This is a genomic window from Streptomyces sp. NPDC047880, assembly GCF_040706515.1.
In the GTDB taxonomy this organism is placed as follows: Bacteria; Actinomycetota; Actinomycetes; order Streptomycetales; family Streptomycetaceae; genus Streptomyces.
The window spans coordinates 200,348-220,309 of sequence record NZ_JBEZOK010000011.1 but is presented as its reverse complement, the minus strand read 5'-3'; the positions used below and the strand labels follow the sequence as shown (position 1 = coordinate 220,309).

Below are 19,962 nucleotides of genomic sequence, written 5' to 3'. Positions count from 1 at the left end.
GTTGGTGCGACGGCGTCGTCCGGTGGCGCTGAGCGGTCGTCAACAAGAGCCGCCGGGGCGTCCCTTGATACAGCTCCACACCTGTGGGGCGTGCTCCGTGACCAGTACCATCCGAGGAGTGACAGCGGGAAGCGACTCGGTGACCGAACTGCTGCCGATGGTGTTCGCCGACCCGGGCGAGGCCCTCGCGGGGGCCCGGGCGCTGCTCGACGCCGGCCCCTCCCCGCTGGACGCCTCCGTGGCCCACCAGGTGATCGGCATCTGGCAGCGGGACTTCGGCGACCTGCGGCTCGCGCTGCACCATCTGCGGCGGGCCCGGGAGTGCGCGGCGCGCGCCGACTCGGCCGACCGGGAGGCGGACGTGCTGGCCACGCTGGGCGTGGCACTGGTGCACGCGGGCCGCACCCGGGACGGCCTGGCCGCGTTCGAGCGGGGGGTGGCACGGGGCGGCGGGCACACCAGGGCGCGGGTGCTGTACCGGCGGGCGTACGTGTGGTGGGTGCTCGGTCACCATCGCGAGGCGCTGGAGGACGTGCGCCGGGCGGTGCCCGTGCTGCGGCAGGCGGACGACGTGATCTGGACGGCGCGGGCGCTGACCCTGCGGGCCACCGTGCATCTGGCGCTGGGGGCGGTGGAGCGGGCGGAGGCGGACTTCAGCGCGGCCGAGGCACTGTGGGACACCACCGGCCAGGAGCACGACAAGGCCGACGCGGTGGAGAGCCGGGGCCTGGCCGCCTTCCGGTCGGGGGACGTGCCGGCGGCGCTGCGGCTGCTGGACGAGGCGGAGGAGCGGTACGCCCGGCTCGGCACGCCGACGTTCATGCTGAACATCCGGCGCTGCGAGGTGCTGATGGCGGCCGGTCTGGCACCGGAGGCGCTGGCCGAGGCGGACGCGGCGACCGGGAGGCTGGACGGGATCGGCGGGCAGTCCACCCGCAAGGCGGAGCTGCTGCTGGCCGCGGCGCGGGCGGCCCGGCTCGCGGGCGATCCGCACACGGCGATCGCCCGTGCGGCCCTCGCGGTACGGCTGTTCGCCGGGCAGCGGCGCACCTGGTGGGAGACGCACGCCCGGCTGGTGCTGACCGAGGCGCGGCACGCGGCCGGGCGCGGCTCGGGGCGGCTGGTCGCCGACGCGGCCGCGGTGGCCGGGAAGCTGGCGTCCTTCGGCTCCCCGGCCGCGCCGGAGGCGTCGCTGCTCGCGGGCCGGATCGCGCTGGACCTGGGCTGGACCGCGGACGCGGAGCGGCACTTGGCCGCAGCGGCGCGCAGCCGGCGCAGCGGTCCGCCGCTGGCGCGGTTGACGGGCTGGGCGGCGCAGGCGTTGCGGGCCCGGGCCGCCGGATCGTCCCGGGGGGTGCTGGAGGCCTGCCGGCGGGGCCTGGACGTGCTGGACGACCACCGGATGACCCTGGGTGCCTCGGAGCTCCGGGCGCGTGCCACCGAGCAGGGCGCGGAACTGGCGGCGTTGGCGCAGCGGGTCAGTCTGGTCTCCGGCGGACCGCGGCAGCTGCTGGTGTGGAGCGAGCGCTGGCGGGCCACCGTGCTGTCCGCACCGCCGACCCGGCCGCCCGCGGACCCGGAGCTGCTCAGCGGCATGACGGCCTTCCGGGAGATCGCCTCGCGTGCGGAGGCGGCCCGGATGGAGGGCCGGCCGGTCGTGGCGCTGGAGCGCGAACAGCGGCGCCTGGAGCGGGAGATCCGTTCCCGGACGCTGCACATGCGGGGCGAGGCGCCCGGGGACGGGAACCGGTTCGACGTCGGCCGGCTGCTGGAACACCTGGGCGACGAGATCCTGCTGGTGGAGCTCGCCGTCGTCGACGGGCGGGTGCAGGTGCTGCTGTGCGGGCGGGGGCGGGTGCGCCGGTTCGGGGCCGGGCTGCTCGCCGAGGCGGAGACCGAGGCCGAGCACGTGCAGGCGGGCCTGCGGCGGCTGGCCCACCCCGGGGCCGAGGCACGGCTTCCGGTGGTGGAGGCGGCGGGGCGCCGGCTGGAGGAACTGCTGCTCGGACCGGCCGCGGCGCATCTGGGCCGCGGGCCGGTGGTGATCGTGCCGCCGGGGCGGCTGCACCGGGTGCCGTGGGCGCTGCTGCCGTCGCTGCGGGAGCGGGTGCTCAGCGTGTCGCCGTCGGCGGGCAGCTGGCTGCGGGCCCGGGGGACCGCGCCGCCGCCGGACGGCTGCCACGTGCTGGTGCGCGGGCCGGGCCTGGCGTCGGGCGGCGCCGAGGTGCCCGAACTGGCCGGACGGTACGGCTGTGCGACGGTCCTGGAGGAGGACCGGGCGCGGGTGCCCCGGGTGCTGGAGGAGCTGGACGGGGCGGCGCTGGCCCACATCGCGGCGCACGGCACGTTCCGTGCGGACAGCCCGCTGTTCTCGTCCCTGCGGATGGCGGACGGGCCGATCGTCGTGCACGACTTCGAGCGACTGGACCGCAGCCCCTACCGGATCATCCTGTCCTGCTGCGACACCGCCCGGCTCGCCTCCGTCGGGGCCGACGAACTGCTGGGTCTGGTCACGGCGTTGCTGCCGCTGGGCACGGCCGGGGTGGTGGCGTGCAGCGCGCCCGTGAACGACGCCGCGGTGGTACCGCTGATGCTCGCGCTGCACAAGGGCCTCGACGCCGGTCTGTCCCTGGCGGAGGCGCTGCGCGACGCCCGGGCCGCGCTGCCGGGCGATGCCCTGCACCAGGCCACGGGCTGGGCGTTCGCCGCGTTCGGGGCGGCCTGACCCGTCCCCTGTGCGGGTCAGGCCGCCTGTCCTGCTGCCGGTCCGAGCCGACTGCCCTGGCGCCGGTCCGAGCCGGCTGTCACGGCGCCGGAGCAAACCGGCTGCCCTGACGCGGCTCGGGCACCGCTGTGCCGGTTCAAGTCGGCCGTGTCCTGGTGACCGAGCAACATCGGCTGTCCGGTCCCGGCTCAGGCCGGCTGGGCCTCCGGTGTGCGGTCCAGCCACGGCAGGGCGCCGCGGTCGCTCGCCCCGAGCCGGGCGTAGGCGCTGTAGAGGTGGTTGCCGACGGTCCGGACGGACAGTGTGAGGCGTTCGGCGATCTGCCGGTTGGTCAGGCCGGATGCCGCCAGGGTGACGATCTGCCGCTGTCTGGCGGTGAGTTCGCCGAGGACCAGTCCGGACAGTGCGGGCGTGCGGGCGCCCTGGCAGCGCCGGGCCAGCGCGACGGCCCGGGTGCGCGAGTTCCGGGCGGCGCGCGGATCACGGTGCGCGCGCACGGCCTGGGCGTGGGCCTCGGCGGCGAACAGCAGGAAGCCCCGCCGCTCCAGTTCCCCGGCCACCTCGTCGAGTTGCGGGCCGTCGGCGCGGCTGAGTGCGTCGGCGTGGCGGGCGAAGACGCCACCGAGCCGGTCGACGGCCCTCCCGGGGGCACCGAGGCGCACGGCGTCGTAGGGGTCGGTGAGGGCCTCCGGATCCAGGCCGGGGCCGCCGGGGCTGTCCACCGCCGCGACGGCCAGGTCGAGTTCCGCCCGGCAGGACGCGTCCCCGGGATCACCCCGCAGGCCTTCCCGCGCCCAGGCCGCGGCCTCCCGGACCTCCCCGCGCAGCCGGGCGAACCGGGCGCGCACCGCGGCGTACCCGGCCGGCAGCGGCCCGCCCTCGGCCACCAGCCACTCCCCCACCGGCGTGGCCGTCGCGCGGACGTCGGCCCGGTCGATGCGGCGGGCCAGGGCGGCCGACTCGGCGTCGAGGGCGGCGGCGTACGCGTCCTGCGTCCTCGCCAGCCGGCGTGCCCGCAGCCGGCCCGCCGCGGCCCGCAGCACCGGCCCGTACAGGGGGTGGGCGAGACGGACGGCACCCCGGTCGTCGACCTCGATCAGGCCGTCGGACTCCAGCGCTTCGAGGACCGCGAGATCCAGGTCGTCCTGGTCCGGCGGCAGGGGTTCGGCGAAGGCGAGCCGGTCGAGGGTCTCGCGCTCCAGAGGGCAGGTCCGGCCGAGGACGGGGACGGCGCGCTCGCGGACGGCCGGGGTCAGCGGGACCGGGCCCCGCCACGCCCGTTCTCCGGTGCCGGGGACGGAGGTCAGCAGCCCGCGCACCGCCCCCAGCAGGTCACGCAGCAGTCGCAGGTCGCCCTGGCTCAGACGGCGCAGCCGGTTCGCGGTGAGCGCGTCGAGGGGACCGGCACCGGCCGTGAGCAGGGGGTCGGTCTCCTCCTCGGGCAGCGGCTCCAGCGCGAGGCGCGGCAGGAGTTCACCGGTCCACAGCCGGGAGATCGCGCCGGGCACGCAGGGGCCGTCCGTGGTGACGACCAGCAGCCGGGTCCGCCCGTGCACGGCGAGCTGGTGGACCAGGGAGGCGGAGGCGTCGTCGAGGAGGTGCGCGTCGTCCACGAGCAGGGTGCGCACGCCCGACAGCGACCGGACCGCGCGGTGCAGCGTGACCGGCTCGGGCAGCAGATGGGCGAACGCCGCGAAGGGAGTGGTCCGGCTCTCGGGGGTGCCGGCCGCCCGGGCGCAGTCGGTGCCGCGGATCGCCTCGGTGACCAGGCGGGTCTTGCCGCTGCCCGCCGGGCCCGTCACCACGATGCCGCGCCGTGCGCCGGTCAGGGACCGGCGGACCAGCTCCAGCTCGTCCTCCCGGCCGGTGAACGGCCAGGGCAGCTCCAGCGTCGTCGCGTCCCTCTCGTAAGTCATCACACAGACATGAGCGCCACTACTCACCTTTGATACAGGGCGACTTGAGTAGCCCCCGACTCAGGCGCCGGGGACGGGCCGCAGGGCAGGCTGTGACCCATGACCGCACGCTACTGCTCGCTGGCACAGGCGCCGGCGCCCGCCTTCGCACCGGGGCTGGCGGCCGAGCGGCTGAGCGCGCTCGCGAGCGGGCGGCGGATGTGGGTCAACGGCACCGTCCTGCACTACTGGTTCTTCGGCGCCGACTCCGACGCGTCCGTCATCCCCGTGCCGGGGAGGGGGATGACGCGACGGGTGTCGTGGGCCGGTGGCGAGGAGCAGCGGGACATGGTGCGCGCCTGCTTCCGGGAGTGGCAGGACCTCGGCATCGGGATCTCCTTCGCCGAGGTCGCCGACCGTTCGGAGGCCGAACTGCGCATCGGCTTCCAGGCCGGCGACGGCTCCTGGTCGGCGGTGGGCCGGGAGGCGCTGCGGGCCGGGCGGCACGAGCGCACCATGAACTTCGGCTGGGACCTGACCGCGCCCGGGGAGCGCGCGACGGCCCTGCACCAGGTCGGGCACGCGCTCGGCCTGCTGCACGAGCACCAGAGCCCGTTCGCCGGCATCCACTGGGACGACGAGGCGGTGTACGCCGAACTGGCGGGCCCGCCCCACCACTGGAGCCGGGAGCGGACCCACTACAACATCCTGCGCAAGCTCGGACCCGACGAGGTGGACGCCCCGGTCTGGGACCCTCAGTCGATCATGGAGTTCCCCTTCCCCTCGGGGCTGATCCTGGAACCGGAGCAGTACCGCGGTGGCTTGAACCCGCCCGGCACCCTGTCCGCCGCCGACAAGGAGGCCGTGCTCCGCTGGTATCCGCCGGCGGGTCCGCAGGGGTCGCCCGCGCTGGTGCCGTTCCGCTCGGCGCCGCTCGGGCTCGGCCCGGGCGAGCAGGCGGACTTCGTGATCGACCCGCCGGAGAGCCGCACCTACACGCTGGGAACCTTCGGCGACTGCGACGCCGTCGTCGTGGTCTTCGAGGAGCGGGACGGGGAGCCCCGCTATCTCGCCGGCCGGGACGACGGGGGGACGCCGCACAACGCCACGATCCGCGCCCGGCTCGCCAAGGGCCGCCGCTACGTCGTCCGCGTACGTCTGTACTCCGCCTGGGGTTGCGGCGGGACGGCGGTGATGTGCTGGTGACGGCACGGATCCGCGACGCGGGCACCTGAGCCACAGTCCGGCACCGGGGGAGCGGTCGAGGACGTCGCCCATGGGGGTGGGTGACGTCCTCGACCACGCCATGTGCCCGGGGGGGGGGCGGCTCGCCGGGTGCCGGGGGCACCGGCCCAGCGCACGCCCCGGGGCACCGGCTCGCGCACGCCGGGTGCGGCTTGCCGGGCGCGTGCGCCGCCGTCCGCACCCGCACGCCGATGTCCGGCCGGAGCCGGGGGCGCACACCCGACGGACGCGGTGCCCTCCGGGGCCCCGCCGAGGGCGGCGGGGCGGACGCGGGGCGCACCGGCCGGGGCACCGTGGATCCACCCCAGGGGTGAAGAGCGTTCAGCGGCCGTCGCCACCGGGCATCGTGGAAGGGAACGGCTGGCAATGGTGTTACGCCGTCCGGGTGCTCACATCTAAGCTTGATTGCTCTCGCGGTTGCACGTCCGTATCGATAAGCGCACGAGGTGCCTACGGCCCGACTACGCTCGCGGCGTACCACCGGGGGATGGGGGGAGCAGGTGGAGAGGTCACGACCCGACCGAGGCCGGCGGCGGAGGCTGCCGGCGGTTCCGGCCGTACTGCTCGGAGCGCTGGGCGCGCTGTTCCTGGGGACGTCGATCGGCCTGGCGGCGGACCCGACGCGCCTGGTCGGCACCACCGGGTACGTCGTCGCCACGGGGCTGCTGCTCGCCGTGGGGTTGTACGGCAGCACGTACGGCATCGATCTCGCCGATCTCCGGCGCGACCTGCGGGGCGTGGTGGCGGCCGTCACGCTGGGGGTCGTCCTCAAGGCGGCGATGATCTCGGGCGTGATGGTCTGGGCCTTCGACCGCCCGCAGTACCTGGTCCTCGGCATCGTCGTGGCGCAGATCGACCCGTTGTCGGTGGCCGCCCTCAACGAGAACGGGCACATGTCGCAACGCGCCCGCTCCCTGCTCACGGCATGGGCGGCCTTCGACGATCCGATGACGGTCCTGCTGACGCTGTACGTCGCCGGGTACGCCTACACGGCCTCGGGCCACTCGGGCACGCCCGCGGTGGTGGGGGGCGGGGCCCGGGGATACGCCCTCGGGCTGGTGCTGAACGGTCTGCTGCTGGCCGGAGCCCTGCTGGCGTGGTGGGCGTGCGCGAGGCTGTGGCCGGACCGCCGGACGGACGAGGATCCCATGCGCCCAAGGCGCCCGGTGACGCCGCTCGCCGCCCTCCTGGTCGTGGTCATGCTGGGGCTCGCCGCCGCGAACATGCTCATGCTGGCCGTCGCGGTGGCCGGACTGTTCCTGCGCACACCGGCGTTCGCCCGCCCTCTCGCACGGGCGGTCACCAGCGCCTTCCTGCTCGCCACCGCCCTGCTGGGCCTGTTCGTCGCCCAGGGTGTGGCGTTCAAGCCCGGGCTGCTGCTGGGGGGTTCGGCCTTCCTCGCCCAGGCGGTGGTGGCCGTGCTGCTGATGCCGCTCTTCGTCCGCGGCCTGTCCGCGAGGGACCGCATCCTGCTGGGAATCGGTCAGCAGAACGGACTCACGGCCGTGCTGCTCGCCCTCACCCTCGAACGCGACTTCCCGAAGACGGTCGGCGTCGTCGCACCGGCCGTGGTGACGGTCAATCTGCTGCACTACGGCGCCCGGATCGGGTTCGGCTGCTGGTCGCGTCACCGGGCCGGCAAGAAGCGGCAACCCACGGCCGGGCGGAAGCGTCTCCCCCGGCGTCCGGACCCCGCCGACGGCACGCCGGACGGGGCACCGGCCACGACCGACGGACTGCGGTCCTCCGCATAGCCGCAGGGGTGTGCGGCGTCCCGGACGGGTCGCGGCCAGGAGAACGGGGAGGCCGGATGGTTGAGCGGGGAGGAAGCGGCGGGGGGCGCCCTCGCCGCTGCGGGCGTGTCCACCGCGGCGGGCGTAGGTACGGCGTCCTGCGCCCCTCCCCCGTCCCTCGCTGGCGGCCCGTCCTGCTCGGCGCCCTGCTGCTCCTCCCCGCCGGCGCCGGTCAGGCCGCGGCCGGCAGCGGCAGCAGTGACGTCCGTCTCGTGTACTGCCTGGCCGACGACCACCGTGACGAGCTCAGGCAGGCCGCGTTACGACTGGGCGTGGTGCGGCGCCCGCCGGGCCCGGGCGGTCCGGACGCCGTCCGGGTGCCCGGTTCCGAAGGCGGTGTGATGTCGCTCGACGACTGGGCCGGCAAGCATCAGAGTGACTTCGAGCGGGTCTGCGACGCGGTCATGGCCGCGGCGGGCGACCCGCCGGGGGCGTCCGCGGACAAGGGCGGCTCCGGCGGCCTGGGCGGTTTCCTCGACGGGGTGTACCTGCTGGCGGCCGGCGCGGCCCTCACCCTGGTCGGACAGGCGACGGAACGGATCTCGGCGGAGCGGCGCACGCGCGACCGGCAACTGACGGCGGCCGTGCAGGAATTCCGGAGGATCGCATGGCTGTATCTCGCGGCGTACGAGCAGGATCCCGAGACGGACCCCGCCGAGGCGTTACGGGCCCGGGAGACGCTCACCGCTCTCCTCGCCCAGGTGCCCGGGCCCGGTCCGCGCCGCGAGGCGGCCCGGCGGCTGGCCGATTCCCTGCCCCTGACGGACAGACTGCCGAGCAGCCGGGAAGGTCAACTCCTGCTGCCGCGGCAGAGAAAGAGCGAGGCGGACGCCGTGCGCACGACCCTGGACCTGCGGACCCGCGAGGTGGCGGATCTGCGACGCCCGGCGCCCCTGTGGTGGCTGCCCGGAACACGCGGCAGCGACCGTCCCACCAGCGCCGGAGGACCTCACGCATGACCAGCTCCGACTGGGCCAACCCCTACGGAGTGCGCAAACCGTACGGATCGAACGGTCCGGCGAACGGTGATCCGGAAGCCGACGCGCGCGCGACGTTCAGCGCCGACCACCCCCTGGTGCCGTGGAAGCAGCCGGACCACATGGACCAATGGGTGGACGTGGATCACTCGGGCGAGCAGCTGAAGCGCTTCCTCGCGCGCTGGCCCACGCTCGACGAACTCCTCGACGGGGGCTCCGGGGACGGCCGTGTGGTGATCGTCAGCGGACTGCCCGGCATGGGCAAGACGAGCCTCATCCACCGGTGTATCCACGAGGCTCGGCAACGGGTGGCGAAGGGGGCGGCCGAGGCGGGCGACCCGCTCGCCGTGTTCGTGCCGACCGCGGGCCTGATGAACGACGGCCACCGCATCAGCGTCGGACCTGACGGGTCGTTCGCACCGGTCGAACTGATCAACACCCGCATACGCAAGGAGATCGCGAAGAGGCTGTTGCGGCACGCGTTCCCCGAGGAGCGCGTCCGGTCGATCGTCGCGGAGGAGGATCCGTACCAGGCCTACGGCGACATGAGGGATCTGCTGGACCAGCACAACGCCCTGCTCTTCGCCGTGATCCCGCACATACGGTGGAACGACGCCGGCCTGCGAACCGACTTTCTGCGCTCCTGCCTGAGCGCCGCGCACCCCAGGATCGTACTGTTCGTCGAAGTGAGTCACGGTGCGGCTGAGACGGCGAGGGAAGTGGCCGCCACCCTCAACGGGTCGGCGGCGGTCACCCATCTGGCGCTGCGCGAGCTGGACGCCGAGGACATCTGGCGGTTCAGTCGCAGCGCCCGGGCGGCGAACGGCGGCCCGGCCGGACTGGTCGAACCGGACAGGAGTTCCCTGGTGGCGGCACACTCCGAATGGAGACCGTCCGACGTACGCGAGCTGCGGACGGTGTTCCACTCGGCGGCGGACGCGCTGCGCAGCGCGCCGCACCCCTGGCCGATCGACGCCGACGCGCTCAGACCTCACTGGGAGCGGCGGCGGGCAGGCCGCGCCTCCCTGCTCCGTGACCCGATCCCGCCCCGCTCCGGCGGCTGACGCCCACCCCCGACCGCGCCCTCACAGGATCCGCAAGGAGTGCCATCGTGGCCGCAGCAGGCAATGCAGACACCTGGTACAGCAACCCCTTCCCCCTGGTGCCGGTCGTGCGACTCGGCCCGTCGGCGGACCTCGGCGAGGCCCCGGTCGAGGCCGCGGACTCGGGCAACGCCCATGTCCCGACCCAGATCCTGGAGGACCTCCAGGGCCTGGTGCGCGACTACCTCCGGGACCGGCCCCGGGGCGGCCGGCGCGGCCGGGCGATCGCCGTGGTGGGCGAGTTCGGCCTGGGCAAGTCCCATGCGGCCCGGGAGGTCTGCAACGCGCTGGCCCGCCCGGACGGCCCCGCCCTGTGGATCGTCGACGAGCCGGCGCAGGACTTCGGCCGGATGTACCGCGACCGGCTGCGGGGCCCCGCCGACAGCCCGGAGGGGCGTGCCGCGTTCGAGGAACTCGTCCGGGACTACTACGCCTACGTGACGGCGGTGCGGGTCGGCGAGCAGAGCTCCGACACGCGCCCGGGGCGGCCGGACGACATCCCGCTGGGCGACATCGCGCTCGACGACATCGCCACCGGGCTGCGCGACCGGGTCCTCGACCCGGACAAGGTGGTGTCCGCCCTGCGCTACGACCCCGAGGTGATGCACGCCGACCTGCGTGTCACCCTCGGCGAGGTGACGGAGCACCGGCGCTTCGCCACCGCGCTCGCCCTGCTCCAGGATCCGCGGTTCACCTCGATGGTGTGGGCGTGGCTGAGCGGCGACGAGCCCGCGCAGCAGTTGAAGGAACGCGGCATCAAGGACGCCGTCTCGGGCATCGACCCGGTCTTCGACGCGCTGGCCGTCCAGGGCTTCCTGCACGGCCGGGTGGGTAAACCGTACGTCCTGCTGATCGACTCGCTGGAGAAGGTGCTGGACTGGCCCGAGGAGCCCCGTCGTACGTTCGTGGACGCCTTCGAGCGGCTGGTGAACGTGTATGTCAGCCGGGGCGGTCTGCTGGTGTTCTGCACGTCGCCGCGTGGTCTGAACGCGTTCCGGCCGAGCCTGCACGAGCGGGTGGTACAGCTGTGGCCGACCCGGTTCGGCGCCGAGCTCACCGGGCGGCTGGTCGCCGAGTACGTCGGTTCGGGCACCCGGCCGGAGGCGTCCGAGGGGTCGGACGCGATCGAGCGGTGGCCCGCGCCGTTCGGTTCCGAGTCGGTCGGCGTCCTCCAGGAGCTCACCGGCGGGGTGCCCCGGGAGATCCTCAAGACCTGCCGACACGCCTGGCAGTTGAGCGAGGACGGCGGCGGCGCGGTCCGGGAGGTGAGTGCCGCGACCGTGCTGCGGGCCGTGCGCGAGCTGCACGACAACGTCTCCGACGACCAGGTGCTGTCCACGATCCACGACGCGCTGGCGCTGGGCCAGTGGCGCATCGCCTCACCCGACCCGGTCCCGGCACGCGGCTCCGACGGCCCGTTGCTGGTGGCGTACTGGCTGGAGCCGGCCCGCAACGCCTACATCGCGATCGTGGTCACCCCGTCGGTGCTCGTCGCGGACGACGAGGAGCGCATCACCGCGCGGGTCCGGGCCCTGCGCTACGCCCTCGATCCGGCGCAGGCCGAGGTGCTGCTGGTGGTCAACGGCCATGTGTCGCGCACCATGCGGGACCGGCTGGCGCGCTCCCTGGGCTCACAGCCCCTGGTGTACCGCCCGGGCGACTTCGCGCAGGACGTGAACCAGGCCCTGGACCGGCTGCGTGCCCGCCTCACCCAACTGCGTCAGGAGGCCGATCTCGCCGAGCTGACCACCGAGTTGCGCAGTGCCCTGGGTGAGCACGGTGCCCAACTGGGGCAGCTGCGGCGTACGGTGAGCGATCTGGCCCGGCGTGATCTGGTCGCGGCGGCGCCCGGCCCGGCGCGTACGGCGCTGCCGGAGCCGGTCGAGGGACGCTTCGAGGAGGTGTTCGCGCTGCTGGACGCGTCCGTGGAACGGCTGGCCGGACACCCGGCGGACGGTGACGCCGTCGGCGGTCCGGCCCTGCGGGCGGGGCCGGCGGAGCTGGCGGCGCTGGGCTGCGCCACGCTGGTGCGGCAGTTGACGGAGACGTTCCGTACGGGAGCCGACGCCTGGTTCCGTGCCGTCTCGGCCGGTGTGCCGAGCGAGGAGCAGTGGGCGCGGCTGCGCGGGGTCTGCCGGCAGTACGAGACGGCGGTCGAGGTGCTGCCCGTGCAGGCCCTCGGCGGGGCGGGCCCGGTGCACCGCCCGACCGTGGCGCGGGCGGTGGAGGCACTCGCCGACGAGGTGTGGGGCGACCTGGTCAGCGCCGTCCGGGCGCCGTGACCTCGCGCAGGACGTCCGCCAGCAGGCGCAGCCGGGCTTCGGCATGGGTGACCTGCCGCTGGTCCAGGGTCACGCCGAGGACGTAGTCGCGCGGCGACAGCCAGACCACGTACACGGCGCCCTCCTGGACGTCCAGGACGAGGCGATCGGCGGGCGGCGGCACGACCAGGCGCAACGCGTCGGTGAGGCGGGCGAGATGGCCACGCAGACTCTGGGCGAGGTCGCGGTAGGAGGTGCGGCGTGAGCGCACGCTGGTCTCCAGGAAGCGCGGGCCGAGGTCGGGACTTTCGAAGACGTCGCCCGCGCAGACGAGTTTCCAGTCCCGGTAGTAGGCGGCGTACTGCAGGTCGAGGGTGTTGACGTGGCCGCCCCACAGGGCCCGCAGCCGCATCTCGGAGGGGCCGTCGTGCCCGGCCGCCGCCGTCCCGAAGTCGATCCGCAGCCGCCCCTTGTCCTCCGGCAGGGGCTCCATGGAGTCCGTGACGCCGCCGGGCAGTTCGTCGGGCAGGTGGTGCACCTGGGTGCGGATGGCGGAGACGAGGGAGTTCATGGCCCCGTCCACGGCGGGCATCCCGCCGGGTGTGTCGGTGTGCGCGGACAGGTACTCCCCCGCCTTGACGCGCCCGCCCCACAGGCCGCCGTGCGCGTTGGCCACCACGACACGCATCAGCTCACCGGTGCCCAGCGGCCGCATCAGCGCGCCCAGGTCCTGGGTGCACAGCAGCAGCCGGCTGCCGGGCAGCGCCTCGTTCGCGATGTCCTCGCCGCCCACGGTGATCAGGCTGCTCAGCGGCGGGCTGCCGCCCCTGCGGACCACGAAGTCGATGATCCCGTTGCTGTAGTGGGACACCGACCTCAGTGCGGGAACACCGGCGAAGGCCCCTTGGCACAGCTCTGTTATTCGGCCGTGGCCCTCCGGGGACCAGTGGGACTCCGTGAAGAGCTCGGTCTCCGGGTGCGGAGCTGCTGCCACGTACGCTCACCTTCCGTCGGGGAACCGCCGGGGCGACGGCGCCGGTCCTAGATGCCGGGCAGTTCCAGATCGATGTCGAAGTCCCGGGCCGGTGCGGTGGATCCGGAGGCCCGGGAGGTGAGCCAGGCGTGGTGCGCCCCCACGCGCCGCCCGTCGGGGCGATGCCCCATGTCCAGGTCCCGCAAACGGCGCAGGGCGCTCTCGGCGAGCCCGGTCGCCTCCTCGGTCCGCCCGGCCACGGCGAGGGTGGCCGCGAGGGAGTTCTCCGCGGCGGACACCCAGGGGTGGCTGTCGCCGAGCCGGTCGGTCAGGAGGTGCAGCGCGGCCCGGCCGGTGGCCTCCGCGTCGTCGACGGCGCCGGTGGCCCGCAGGTACACCGCGTGCCGGACTCCGGCCAGTGCGGCGTAGGGGTGCCCGGCGCCGAGGGTGCTCTCCAGGGCCCGGCTGCACAGCCGGGCCTCGTGTGCGGCCTCGTCGTGCTTGCCGAGGGCGTGCAGGTCGGCGGCGAGGCTGAAGCGGCAGCGCACGGTGGTCAGGTGTCCGGCACCGAACCGGCTGGTCGTCTCGGCCAGCACCCGCCGGTCGCGTTCGAGGGCCTTCTCGTAGCCGTAGACCCGCTCGTGGGAACGGGCGGAGTTGTAGGTGATGCGGCGTTCGCTGACGGCCAGGCCCAGTTCGATGATCAGGCGGGTGCCGGTGGTGACGTCGCCGTGGCGGTGCAGCCACTGCCGCAGCAGGTCCTGGGACTCCGCGTCGCGGCCCAGGGTCCGGTAGACCCAGGCGAGCAGGTCGGCGGCGTGCCAGACGGCCGGATCGTCCTCGCCGCCGACGGCCTGCCGGTTGCGGAACCGGGCGAGGAGCCGGGCCAGCGCGTCGGGGGCCCGTCCGCTCAGGGCCTCGGTGAAGGCGAGGTTGTGCTCGACCTGCACGGTCGCGGCGTGCTGCGGTCCGAGCAGCAGCGTCAGGCCCTCCAGGACGGGGCGGGCCTGGAACAGCGCGTCGGAGAACCTGCCGAGGGAGCGCAGGTTGGCGCCGTAGGAGTCGGCGGACAGCAGCGTTCTCGGGTGCAGGGGGCCGAGCAGCCGGCGGTGGCCGCGCAGGGCCCGTTCGGACAGCCGGCGGGCCGGTTCGTAGGCGCCGGTGAGGCGGTGGGCGCGTGCGGTGAAGTTGAGCAGGCGCAGGTACTCCGGTGACGGATCGTCGTCGTCCGCCGGGGCCCAGGACGCCTGGGCGCGCTCGGAGATGTCGAGCAGGCGGGCGAGGTCGGCGGTCTCGCCGCGCTGGCTGAGGGCGTTGAGATGGCGCAGCAGGGAGCGCCGGACACGGGGGCGGTGGTCCTCCCACAGGCGCAGGGAGTACACCTCGCGGGCCCAGTCGGCGCTCAGTCCGCGGTCCTCGTCCGGGGTGAACTCGGCGAGGGTGCCGCGCAGCACCTGCTCGATGTGGGCGCGCTCGGCCGGGTCCATGGCGGTGCGGACGGCGTCCCGTACGGCGTGGTGCTGTCCGAGGGGCTGGTCGGGCCGGTCGAAGTCCACCTCGAGGAGTCCGACCCGGGACAGGGCCCACAGGGCGACGCTCACCATGTGCTCGTCGGGCATCCGCGCGTCGGCCGGGATCCGGCGCACCGCCGCGGCGCCGGGGCCGTCGTCACGGGCGAGTTCGGAGAGGATGCGCCGTGAGCGGAGCAGTTCCAGGCCCATGCCGCGGCCGGTGAGCAGGGAGGCGGCGTTCAGCAGCCAGCCGAGGGCGTCGCTCGTACGGCTCTCCGCACGCCAGGCGGCGGCGCCCGGGGTGTGCAGCACGGTCTGCCGTGCCACCCGCACCATGACCGGCACCGGCGGGGCGGCGCCGTCCTGTTCGAGCAGGGCCTGCTGGGCCGTGCGGTATTCGGCGAGGAGGTGGGCGACGGCCGCCCGGGCCGCGGCCTGATCGCCCATGTTGTCGTCGCGCCGGTGGGCCGCCGCGCGTTCGGCGAGGCAGAGGGCGGCGATGCGCAGGGCGAGCGGGACGAAGCCCAGGACCTGGCCGACCCGCTGGGCCTGCTCCTCGTCGATCTCCGCGAGCCGTTCACCGAGGACGGCCCGGCACTCGGCCGGTGACATGGGAGGCAGGGGGAAGGCCGCCATGCCTGCCGTGGCGGGGGCGCTGCGGCTGGTGATCAGCACGTGCCCGCGGGTGTGCGGGGTGGGCAGCATGTCCTGCAGCCCGTCGGGGGACTCGGCCCCGTCGTAGATGAGCAGCCAGCTCTGCGTGTCGGTGCGGGAGAGGTGTTCGAACAGGGCCGGGGAGGCCCCGTCGCCGGTGGTGATCAGGTCGAGCCGGCCGGCGAGCCGGTTCAGGCCGCGGTGGGCGCGCGGGATCTCCCAGGAACGCACCCACCACACCACGTCGTAGGCGGAGCCGAAGCGGTGGCACAGCTCGCGGACGATCTCGCTCTTGCCCCAGCCGCTCGCGGCGTGCACGACCAGCGGGGTGTGGTCCCGGCCCGCCGCGTGCAGGTTCTCCAGAAGAGCGCCGAGGACGTCGTCCCTGCCGACGAAGCCGCTGTAGCGGGGGGCGACGTTGGTGACCGCGGGCAGTCGGGGGAAGCGGGCGCCGGGCGTGCCGTCCGCCGGGGGTGGTGCGCCGAGGCCGAGCCCGGCGTACAGCCGCCGCACCGCCTCGTCCTCGTCGGTGCCGCGCAGGTCGATGCGCTCGTGGTGGGCGGCACCCGGGTCGGGGAAGGGCTCGTCGGCCAGGACGATCCGGACGTCGGGGTGGGACAGCGCGGCGAGCTGGGCGAGGCCGGCGTGGTCCATGTCGGCCGGGGAGAGGAAGAGCAGCGCGGTGCCCGGGGCCGGCCGGTCGCCGGAGTAGGCGTCCAGGGCACGCAGTTCGGTACGGATGCCACCGCGCCGGAACTGGTCCTCCAGCCAGGCCGCCCAGGGCGCGTGGCGCTGGGAGTGGACGAGGGTGACCCGGCTCAGCGGCAGCGGGCGCCGGTTGCGGAGCCAGTCGGCCAGCCGCTCGTAGTAGGGACGCAGCCCGGTCACCGAGCCCTCCGGCTCGCTCTCGACCGCCAGTTGCCGGGTGTCGAGGTAGAGGGGGTGGTACGGGATCTCCAGGAAGGCGACCTCGGAGGTGCGGGAGGCCCGCGAGAGGGGCCCGAACTTGCGGCGCACCCGTTCGCGTGCGCCGCGCAGCCGGTCGTGCGACTCGACGTTGCTCTTCAGGCCAAGGGCCAGCAGCCGCACGGGCCGGCCGGACCGGCCGCCGCTCATCTGCTCGGCCAGTGCGGCGGCGCCGTCGATGGACCAGGCGGTCATGGCAAAGCAGAGCACGAGGGAGTCGGCGAGCGAGCCGAGTCTGCCCTCGGCCGGCGCGTCGAGCGCGTCGGGCAGCGGCGCCTCCACGAGCACGTGGTCGTGGCCGAGCACCCGGGGGTCGGAGGTGAGGGCGAGGAGGGACAAGGTGTCGGGGCGGGCGACGGCGTGGATGCGCCCGGGTTCGGGCTCGGGCACCGGGGCGTCACCCGGCGTGGCGGTGGCCCGGCCGTCCACGACGAGGACGCTGCGGTTGCCGGCGGCCAGCAGGTCCGCGACGTTGCGCACCGTCGTGCTGACGCCGAGGTTCTCCGCGGTGGAGCAGAAGAGGGCGAACCGTCCCGAGCGGTCGGCTGCGTGGATGTCGGGCATGGCCACTCCGCTTCGGACGGCAGGTGCTGGACGGTGGGCACGACAGTCAGGGACGGTCAGTATAAGACGGGTTGCCCCTGATCAGACGGTTTCGCGCGAGGGCCGCGTCGGCACGGGGGCCGGTCATTGGCTCTCGTTGTGGCCGGTGACGAAGGGCTCGTCCGGGTCGCCGCCGGTCCGCAGCCTGCGCAGGGTCTCGCCCAGTACGGAGGGCGGCAGCACGGCGAGGTCGTCCAGGGGCACGTCGGTGAGGTCCAGTACGACGGACTCCAGGGCGGCCTCGTCCCGCTCGGCACCCGCTTCCTCGAGCTCTGCCATGGCCCATCCTCCGCGGTGCCCGACGGACCGCCGTGTGGCGGCTCTCCACGCCCGGCGCATGCGTGTCCCGGGACTCGGTGTCCAGTGTTGACGTCCCCACGGGGTGCCGCGGGAAAACGGCGACTTTCGGGCGGTGGCGGCCCGGACGACGGATTCTCGATGTTGACGGCCTGTCACCCCCACCGAATACTGGGCCCAATGGCGTGGCCCGGCCGGGCGGGCACGGGCCGGGCGGCATGCGAACCGGGGGGTGCGTATGAATCGGCTGCGCCATGCGGAGCCGCCGTGGCCGGTCGCGGCCGACGTCGTGGCCAGGGAGGCGGCCGGCTGGGTGCCCGCGCCGTTCCACTCCTTCGTCCTGAAGGTGCACAGCCGCTGCGACCTCGCCTGTCAGTACTGCTACATGTACCGCTCCCAGGACCAGAGCTGGCGTGCGCAGCCGCGCACCATGGCGCCGGAGACGGTGGACCGCACGGCCGGCCGCATCGCGGAGCACCTCGCGGCGCACGGTGTGCGCGAGGCCGCGGTGGTGCTGCACGGGGGTGAGCCACTGCTGGCCGGTGAGGCCGCTGTCGGACGCACCGTCTCGGTCCTGCGTGCGGCGGCCGGTCCCGGCGTACGGCTGCACCTCGCCCTGCAGACCAACGGCGTACGGCTGACCGAGCGCTGGCTCGACCTGTGCGCCGAGCACGGCATCCGCGTCTCGGTCAGCCTGGACGGGGACCGCGCAGCTCATGACCGGCACCGCCGCGGCGCGGACGGCCGCGGCAGCCACGCCCGGGTGGCCGAGGCGCTGAGCCGCCTGGCCGACGGGCCCCATCGCGCGCTGTTCGCGGGCCTGTTGTGCACCATCGACCTGCGCAACGATCCGGTGCGCTGTTACGAGCATCTGCTGGCGTACCGCCCGCCGGCCGTGGACTTCCTGCTGCCGCAGGGCAATTGGGGGACTCCCCCACCGGGGCTGCGTCCGGGCACGCCGTACGCGGACTGGCTGTGGCGGGTGTTCGAGCGGTGGTACGGGGCGGGGCGGCGGGAGACCCGGGTGCGGTTGCTCGAGGACATGATGGCGCTGCTGCTCGGCGGGACACCGCAGACCGAGGTGCTGGGTCTGTCCCCGGTGAGGTACGCGGTGGTGGAGACGGACGGTTCGCTCGCCCAGGACGACACGTTGCGCACCGCGTACCACGGCGCTGCCCGGACGGGTCTGCACATCGGGCGTGACTCCTTCGACGCGCTGCTGCGCCATCCGGGTGTCGCGGCCCGGCAGTGGGGGGCCGACGGCCTGTCCGCGCAGTGCCGTGCGTGCCGGCTGCGGCAGGTGTGCGGAGGCGGGCACTACGCCCACCGCTACCGTGCGGCCACCGGGTTCGCCAACCCCAGTGTCTACTGCGCCGACCTGGCGGCTCTGATCACGCGGGTCAGGGGGCGGCTGGCCGCGGACCTGGACGGGCTGCGTACCGCTGCGGCGGAAGCGGCATGAGGGGGCCGGTGCCGCTTCGTGTGCCCGGCAGGCTTTTCACCGCGCTCGCTTCGGGCGGCGGCGGGGCCGAAGCCCTGCGCCTGCTGGCACGCGCCGAGCACAGCCGCCGGCTGGCCTGCGCACTGGCGGTGGCGGAGACCGCCGGTGAGGCCGGCGGTGGCGTGGCCGACTCCGCCGCGCGCGCGTGGGAGGTGCTCACGGCCGCCCACCGGACCGATCCGGAGGCCGTGGCCGCGGTCCTGTCCCATCCCTCGGCGGGTACCGCGCTGACGGGCCTGCTGGCCCGGCTGGACCGGGTCGTCGCGGGCGGGTCCGGGGGTGCGTGCGCGCCGCCGGTCCACTGGTTCAGCGCCCTGGCCGCGGCCGCCGCGGTCCGCGCGGGCGTGCCCGGGCGGGTGCGGTGGGCCCTGGCGACGGACGAGGTGTTCCTGCCCTCGCTCGGCGGTGCCCGCTTCCCCAGTGCCCGGCCCGGTGACCTGGCTGAGGTGGTGGTCGACGCGGATGGCGCGGCCAGGATCCAGGTGGCCGCAGGCGCTTGCCCGGACCGCCCGGTCGACGTGCCGCGGGCCCCGTCCGGGCCGTCGGGCCGGTGGCGGGCGGCGCACCGGCTCGTGGTGCCGGACGCGGGCGCGCCGCTGCTCCTGGACGACGCCGACCCGCTGCGCTTCCCCGGTGTGCCCGCGCGGCCGCTGGGACTGCCGGAGGACGAATTGTGCCGGTGGCAGAGCACGGCGCGGGAGGCCTGCCGTCTGCTGCGGGCCCACCACCCGCAGACCTACGCCGAACTCGTCGCCGGTCCGCGCACGTTGGTCCCGGTCGACCGCCCGGGCAGCTTCAGCGGCAGCAGCGCGGAGGCGTTCGGCGCCATGGCGCTGTCCCGGCCGCGCTCGGCGCGGGGCCTGGCCCTGTCCATGGCCCACGAGATGCAGCACGGCAAGTTCGCCGCCGTACTGCATCTGTTCGACCTCTTCGAGCCGGACGGCGAGGAGCTCTACTACGCGCCCTGGCGCCCCGATCCGCGCCCCCTGCTCGGCCTCTTCCACGGGGCGTACGCGCACCTGGGAGTAGCGGACTTCTGGAACCGCCGCCGGGCCGTGGAGCAGGATCCCGCCGAACGCGCCCTGGCCGAGGCGCAGTTCGCGCGCTGGCGGGTGGGCGCCCGGCAGGCCACGGAGGTCCTGCTGGCGTCCGGTCGCCTCACCGCCTTGGGCGAGCACTTCGCGCAGACGATGCTGGGCACGCTCGACGCCCTGTGCCGGCTCCCGCTCCCGGCCGAGGCCCGCCGCCGGGGCCTGGCCCTGGCGGCCGCCCACCGCAGGGAGTGGGTCCGCAGGAACGGAGTGCCGCAGGCCCTGCTGATCTGAACGCGCCCAGGCCCGGCCGCCGGCCGTTGAGTCGCCGATCGTCTCACGACGGTGGACCATGGAGTGCCCTCGCCCTGGACAGGGTCGCCCATCCCCGGCTGCTCGACAGCTATGACGCCGGGCACGCCACCGA

12 protein-coding genes are annotated in these 19,962 nt (G+C 74.9%); 8 read left to right on the top strand and 4 right to left on the bottom strand.

What is annotated here, in order from left to right; all coding sequences use genetic code 11:
- Positions 1–157: 157 nt before the first annotated feature.
- Positions 158–2,725, top strand: a complete 2,568-nt coding sequence (locus AB0937_RS19215; protein WP_366713138.1) for a CHAT domain-containing protein — start codon at positions 158–160, stop codon at positions 2,723–2,725.
- Positions 2,726–2,913: 188 nt separating this feature from the next.
- On the opposite strand, the gene AB0937_RS19210 is transcribed toward AB0937_RS19215, so the two are convergent.
- Positions 2,914–4,641, bottom strand: a complete 1,728-nt coding sequence (locus tag AB0937_RS19210; protein WP_366713109.1) for a LuxR C-terminal-related transcriptional regulator — start codon at positions 4,639–4,641, stop codon at positions 2,914–2,916.
- 99 nt (positions 4,642–4,740) lie between these two features.
- Between AB0937_RS19210 and AB0937_RS19205 the strand changes: the two genes are divergently transcribed.
- From AB0937_RS19205 to AB0937_RS19185, 5 genes are all read left to right on the top strand, one after another.
- Positions 4,741–5,826 carry a M12 family metallopeptidase gene (locus tag AB0937_RS19205; protein ID WP_366713107.1) on the top strand — a complete coding sequence of 362 codons (1,086 nt, stop codon included), beginning with the start codon at positions 4,741–4,743 and terminating at the stop codon, positions 5,824–5,826.
- Between the two features lie 539 nt (positions 5,827–6,365).
- Positions 6,366–7,619, top strand: coding sequence for a cation:proton antiporter (locus AB0937_RS19200; protein ID WP_366713105.1), 1,254 nt, complete (start codon positions 6,366–6,368; stop codon positions 7,617–7,619).
- 56 nt (positions 7,620–7,675) lie between these two features.
- The gene (locus AB0937_RS19195; RefSeq protein WP_366713103.1) at positions 7,676–8,617 is read left to right on the top strand and encodes a hypothetical protein; all 942 of its coding nucleotides are present in this window, start codon (positions 7,676–7,678) and stop codon (positions 8,615–8,617) included.
- A complete protein-coding gene (locus AB0937_RS19190; RefSeq protein ID WP_366713101.1) occupies positions 8,614–9,699 on the top strand; it encodes a hypothetical protein in 1,086 nt (361 codons plus the stop codon). The genes AB0937_RS19195 and AB0937_RS19190 overlap by 4 nt, the downstream gene beginning before the upstream one ends.
- Before the next feature lie 47 nt (positions 9,700–9,746).
- Positions 9,747–12,020, top strand: coding sequence for a hypothetical protein (locus AB0937_RS19185; RefSeq protein ID WP_366713100.1), 2,274 nt, complete (start codon positions 9,747–9,749; stop codon positions 12,018–12,020).
- Here the strand turns inward: AB0937_RS19185 and AB0937_RS19180 are convergent.
- From AB0937_RS19180 to fxsA, 3 genes are all read right to left on the bottom strand, one after another.
- Complete coding sequence (locus tag AB0937_RS19180; protein WP_366713098.1) at positions 11,998–12,870, bottom strand: hypothetical protein; 873 nt, start codon at positions 12,868–12,870, stop codon at positions 11,998–12,000. The genes AB0937_RS19185 and AB0937_RS19180 overlap by 23 nt on opposite strands.
- Positions 12,871–13,040: 170 nt before the next feature.
- The gene (gene fxsT / locus AB0937_RS19175) at positions 13,041–16,667 is read right to left on the bottom strand and encodes an FxSxx-COOH system tetratricopeptide repeat protein (protein ID WP_366713096.1); all 3,627 of its coding nucleotides are present in this window, start codon (positions 16,665–16,667) and stop codon (positions 13,041–13,043) included.
- A gap of 123 nt (positions 16,668–16,790) precedes the next feature.
- Positions 16,791–16,985 carry an FxSxx-COOH cyclophane-containing RiPP peptide gene (fxsA, locus tag AB0937_RS19170; protein WP_366713095.1) on the bottom strand — a complete coding sequence of 65 codons (195 nt, stop codon included), beginning with the start codon at positions 16,983–16,985 and terminating at the stop codon, positions 16,791–16,793.
- Positions 16,986–17,241: 256 nt separating this feature from the next.
- Here fxsA and AB0937_RS19165 point away from each other — a divergent pair, with 256 nt between their 5' ends.
- Together AB0937_RS19165 and AB0937_RS19160 are read left to right on the top strand one after the other, a co-directional pair.
- On the top strand, positions 17,242–18,465 hold the full coding sequence (locus AB0937_RS19165) for an FxsB family cyclophane-forming radical SAM/SPASM peptide maturase (protein WP_366713093.1): 1,224 nt from the start codon (positions 17,242–17,244) through the stop codon (positions 18,463–18,465).
- 20 nt (positions 18,466–18,485) lie between these two features.
- Positions 18,486–19,829 carry an HEXXH motif domain-containing protein gene (locus AB0937_RS19160; RefSeq protein WP_366713092.1) on the top strand — a complete coding sequence of 448 codons (1,344 nt, stop codon included), beginning with the start codon at positions 18,486–18,488 and terminating at the stop codon, positions 19,827–19,829.
- Positions 19,830–19,962 lie beyond the last annotated feature (133 nt).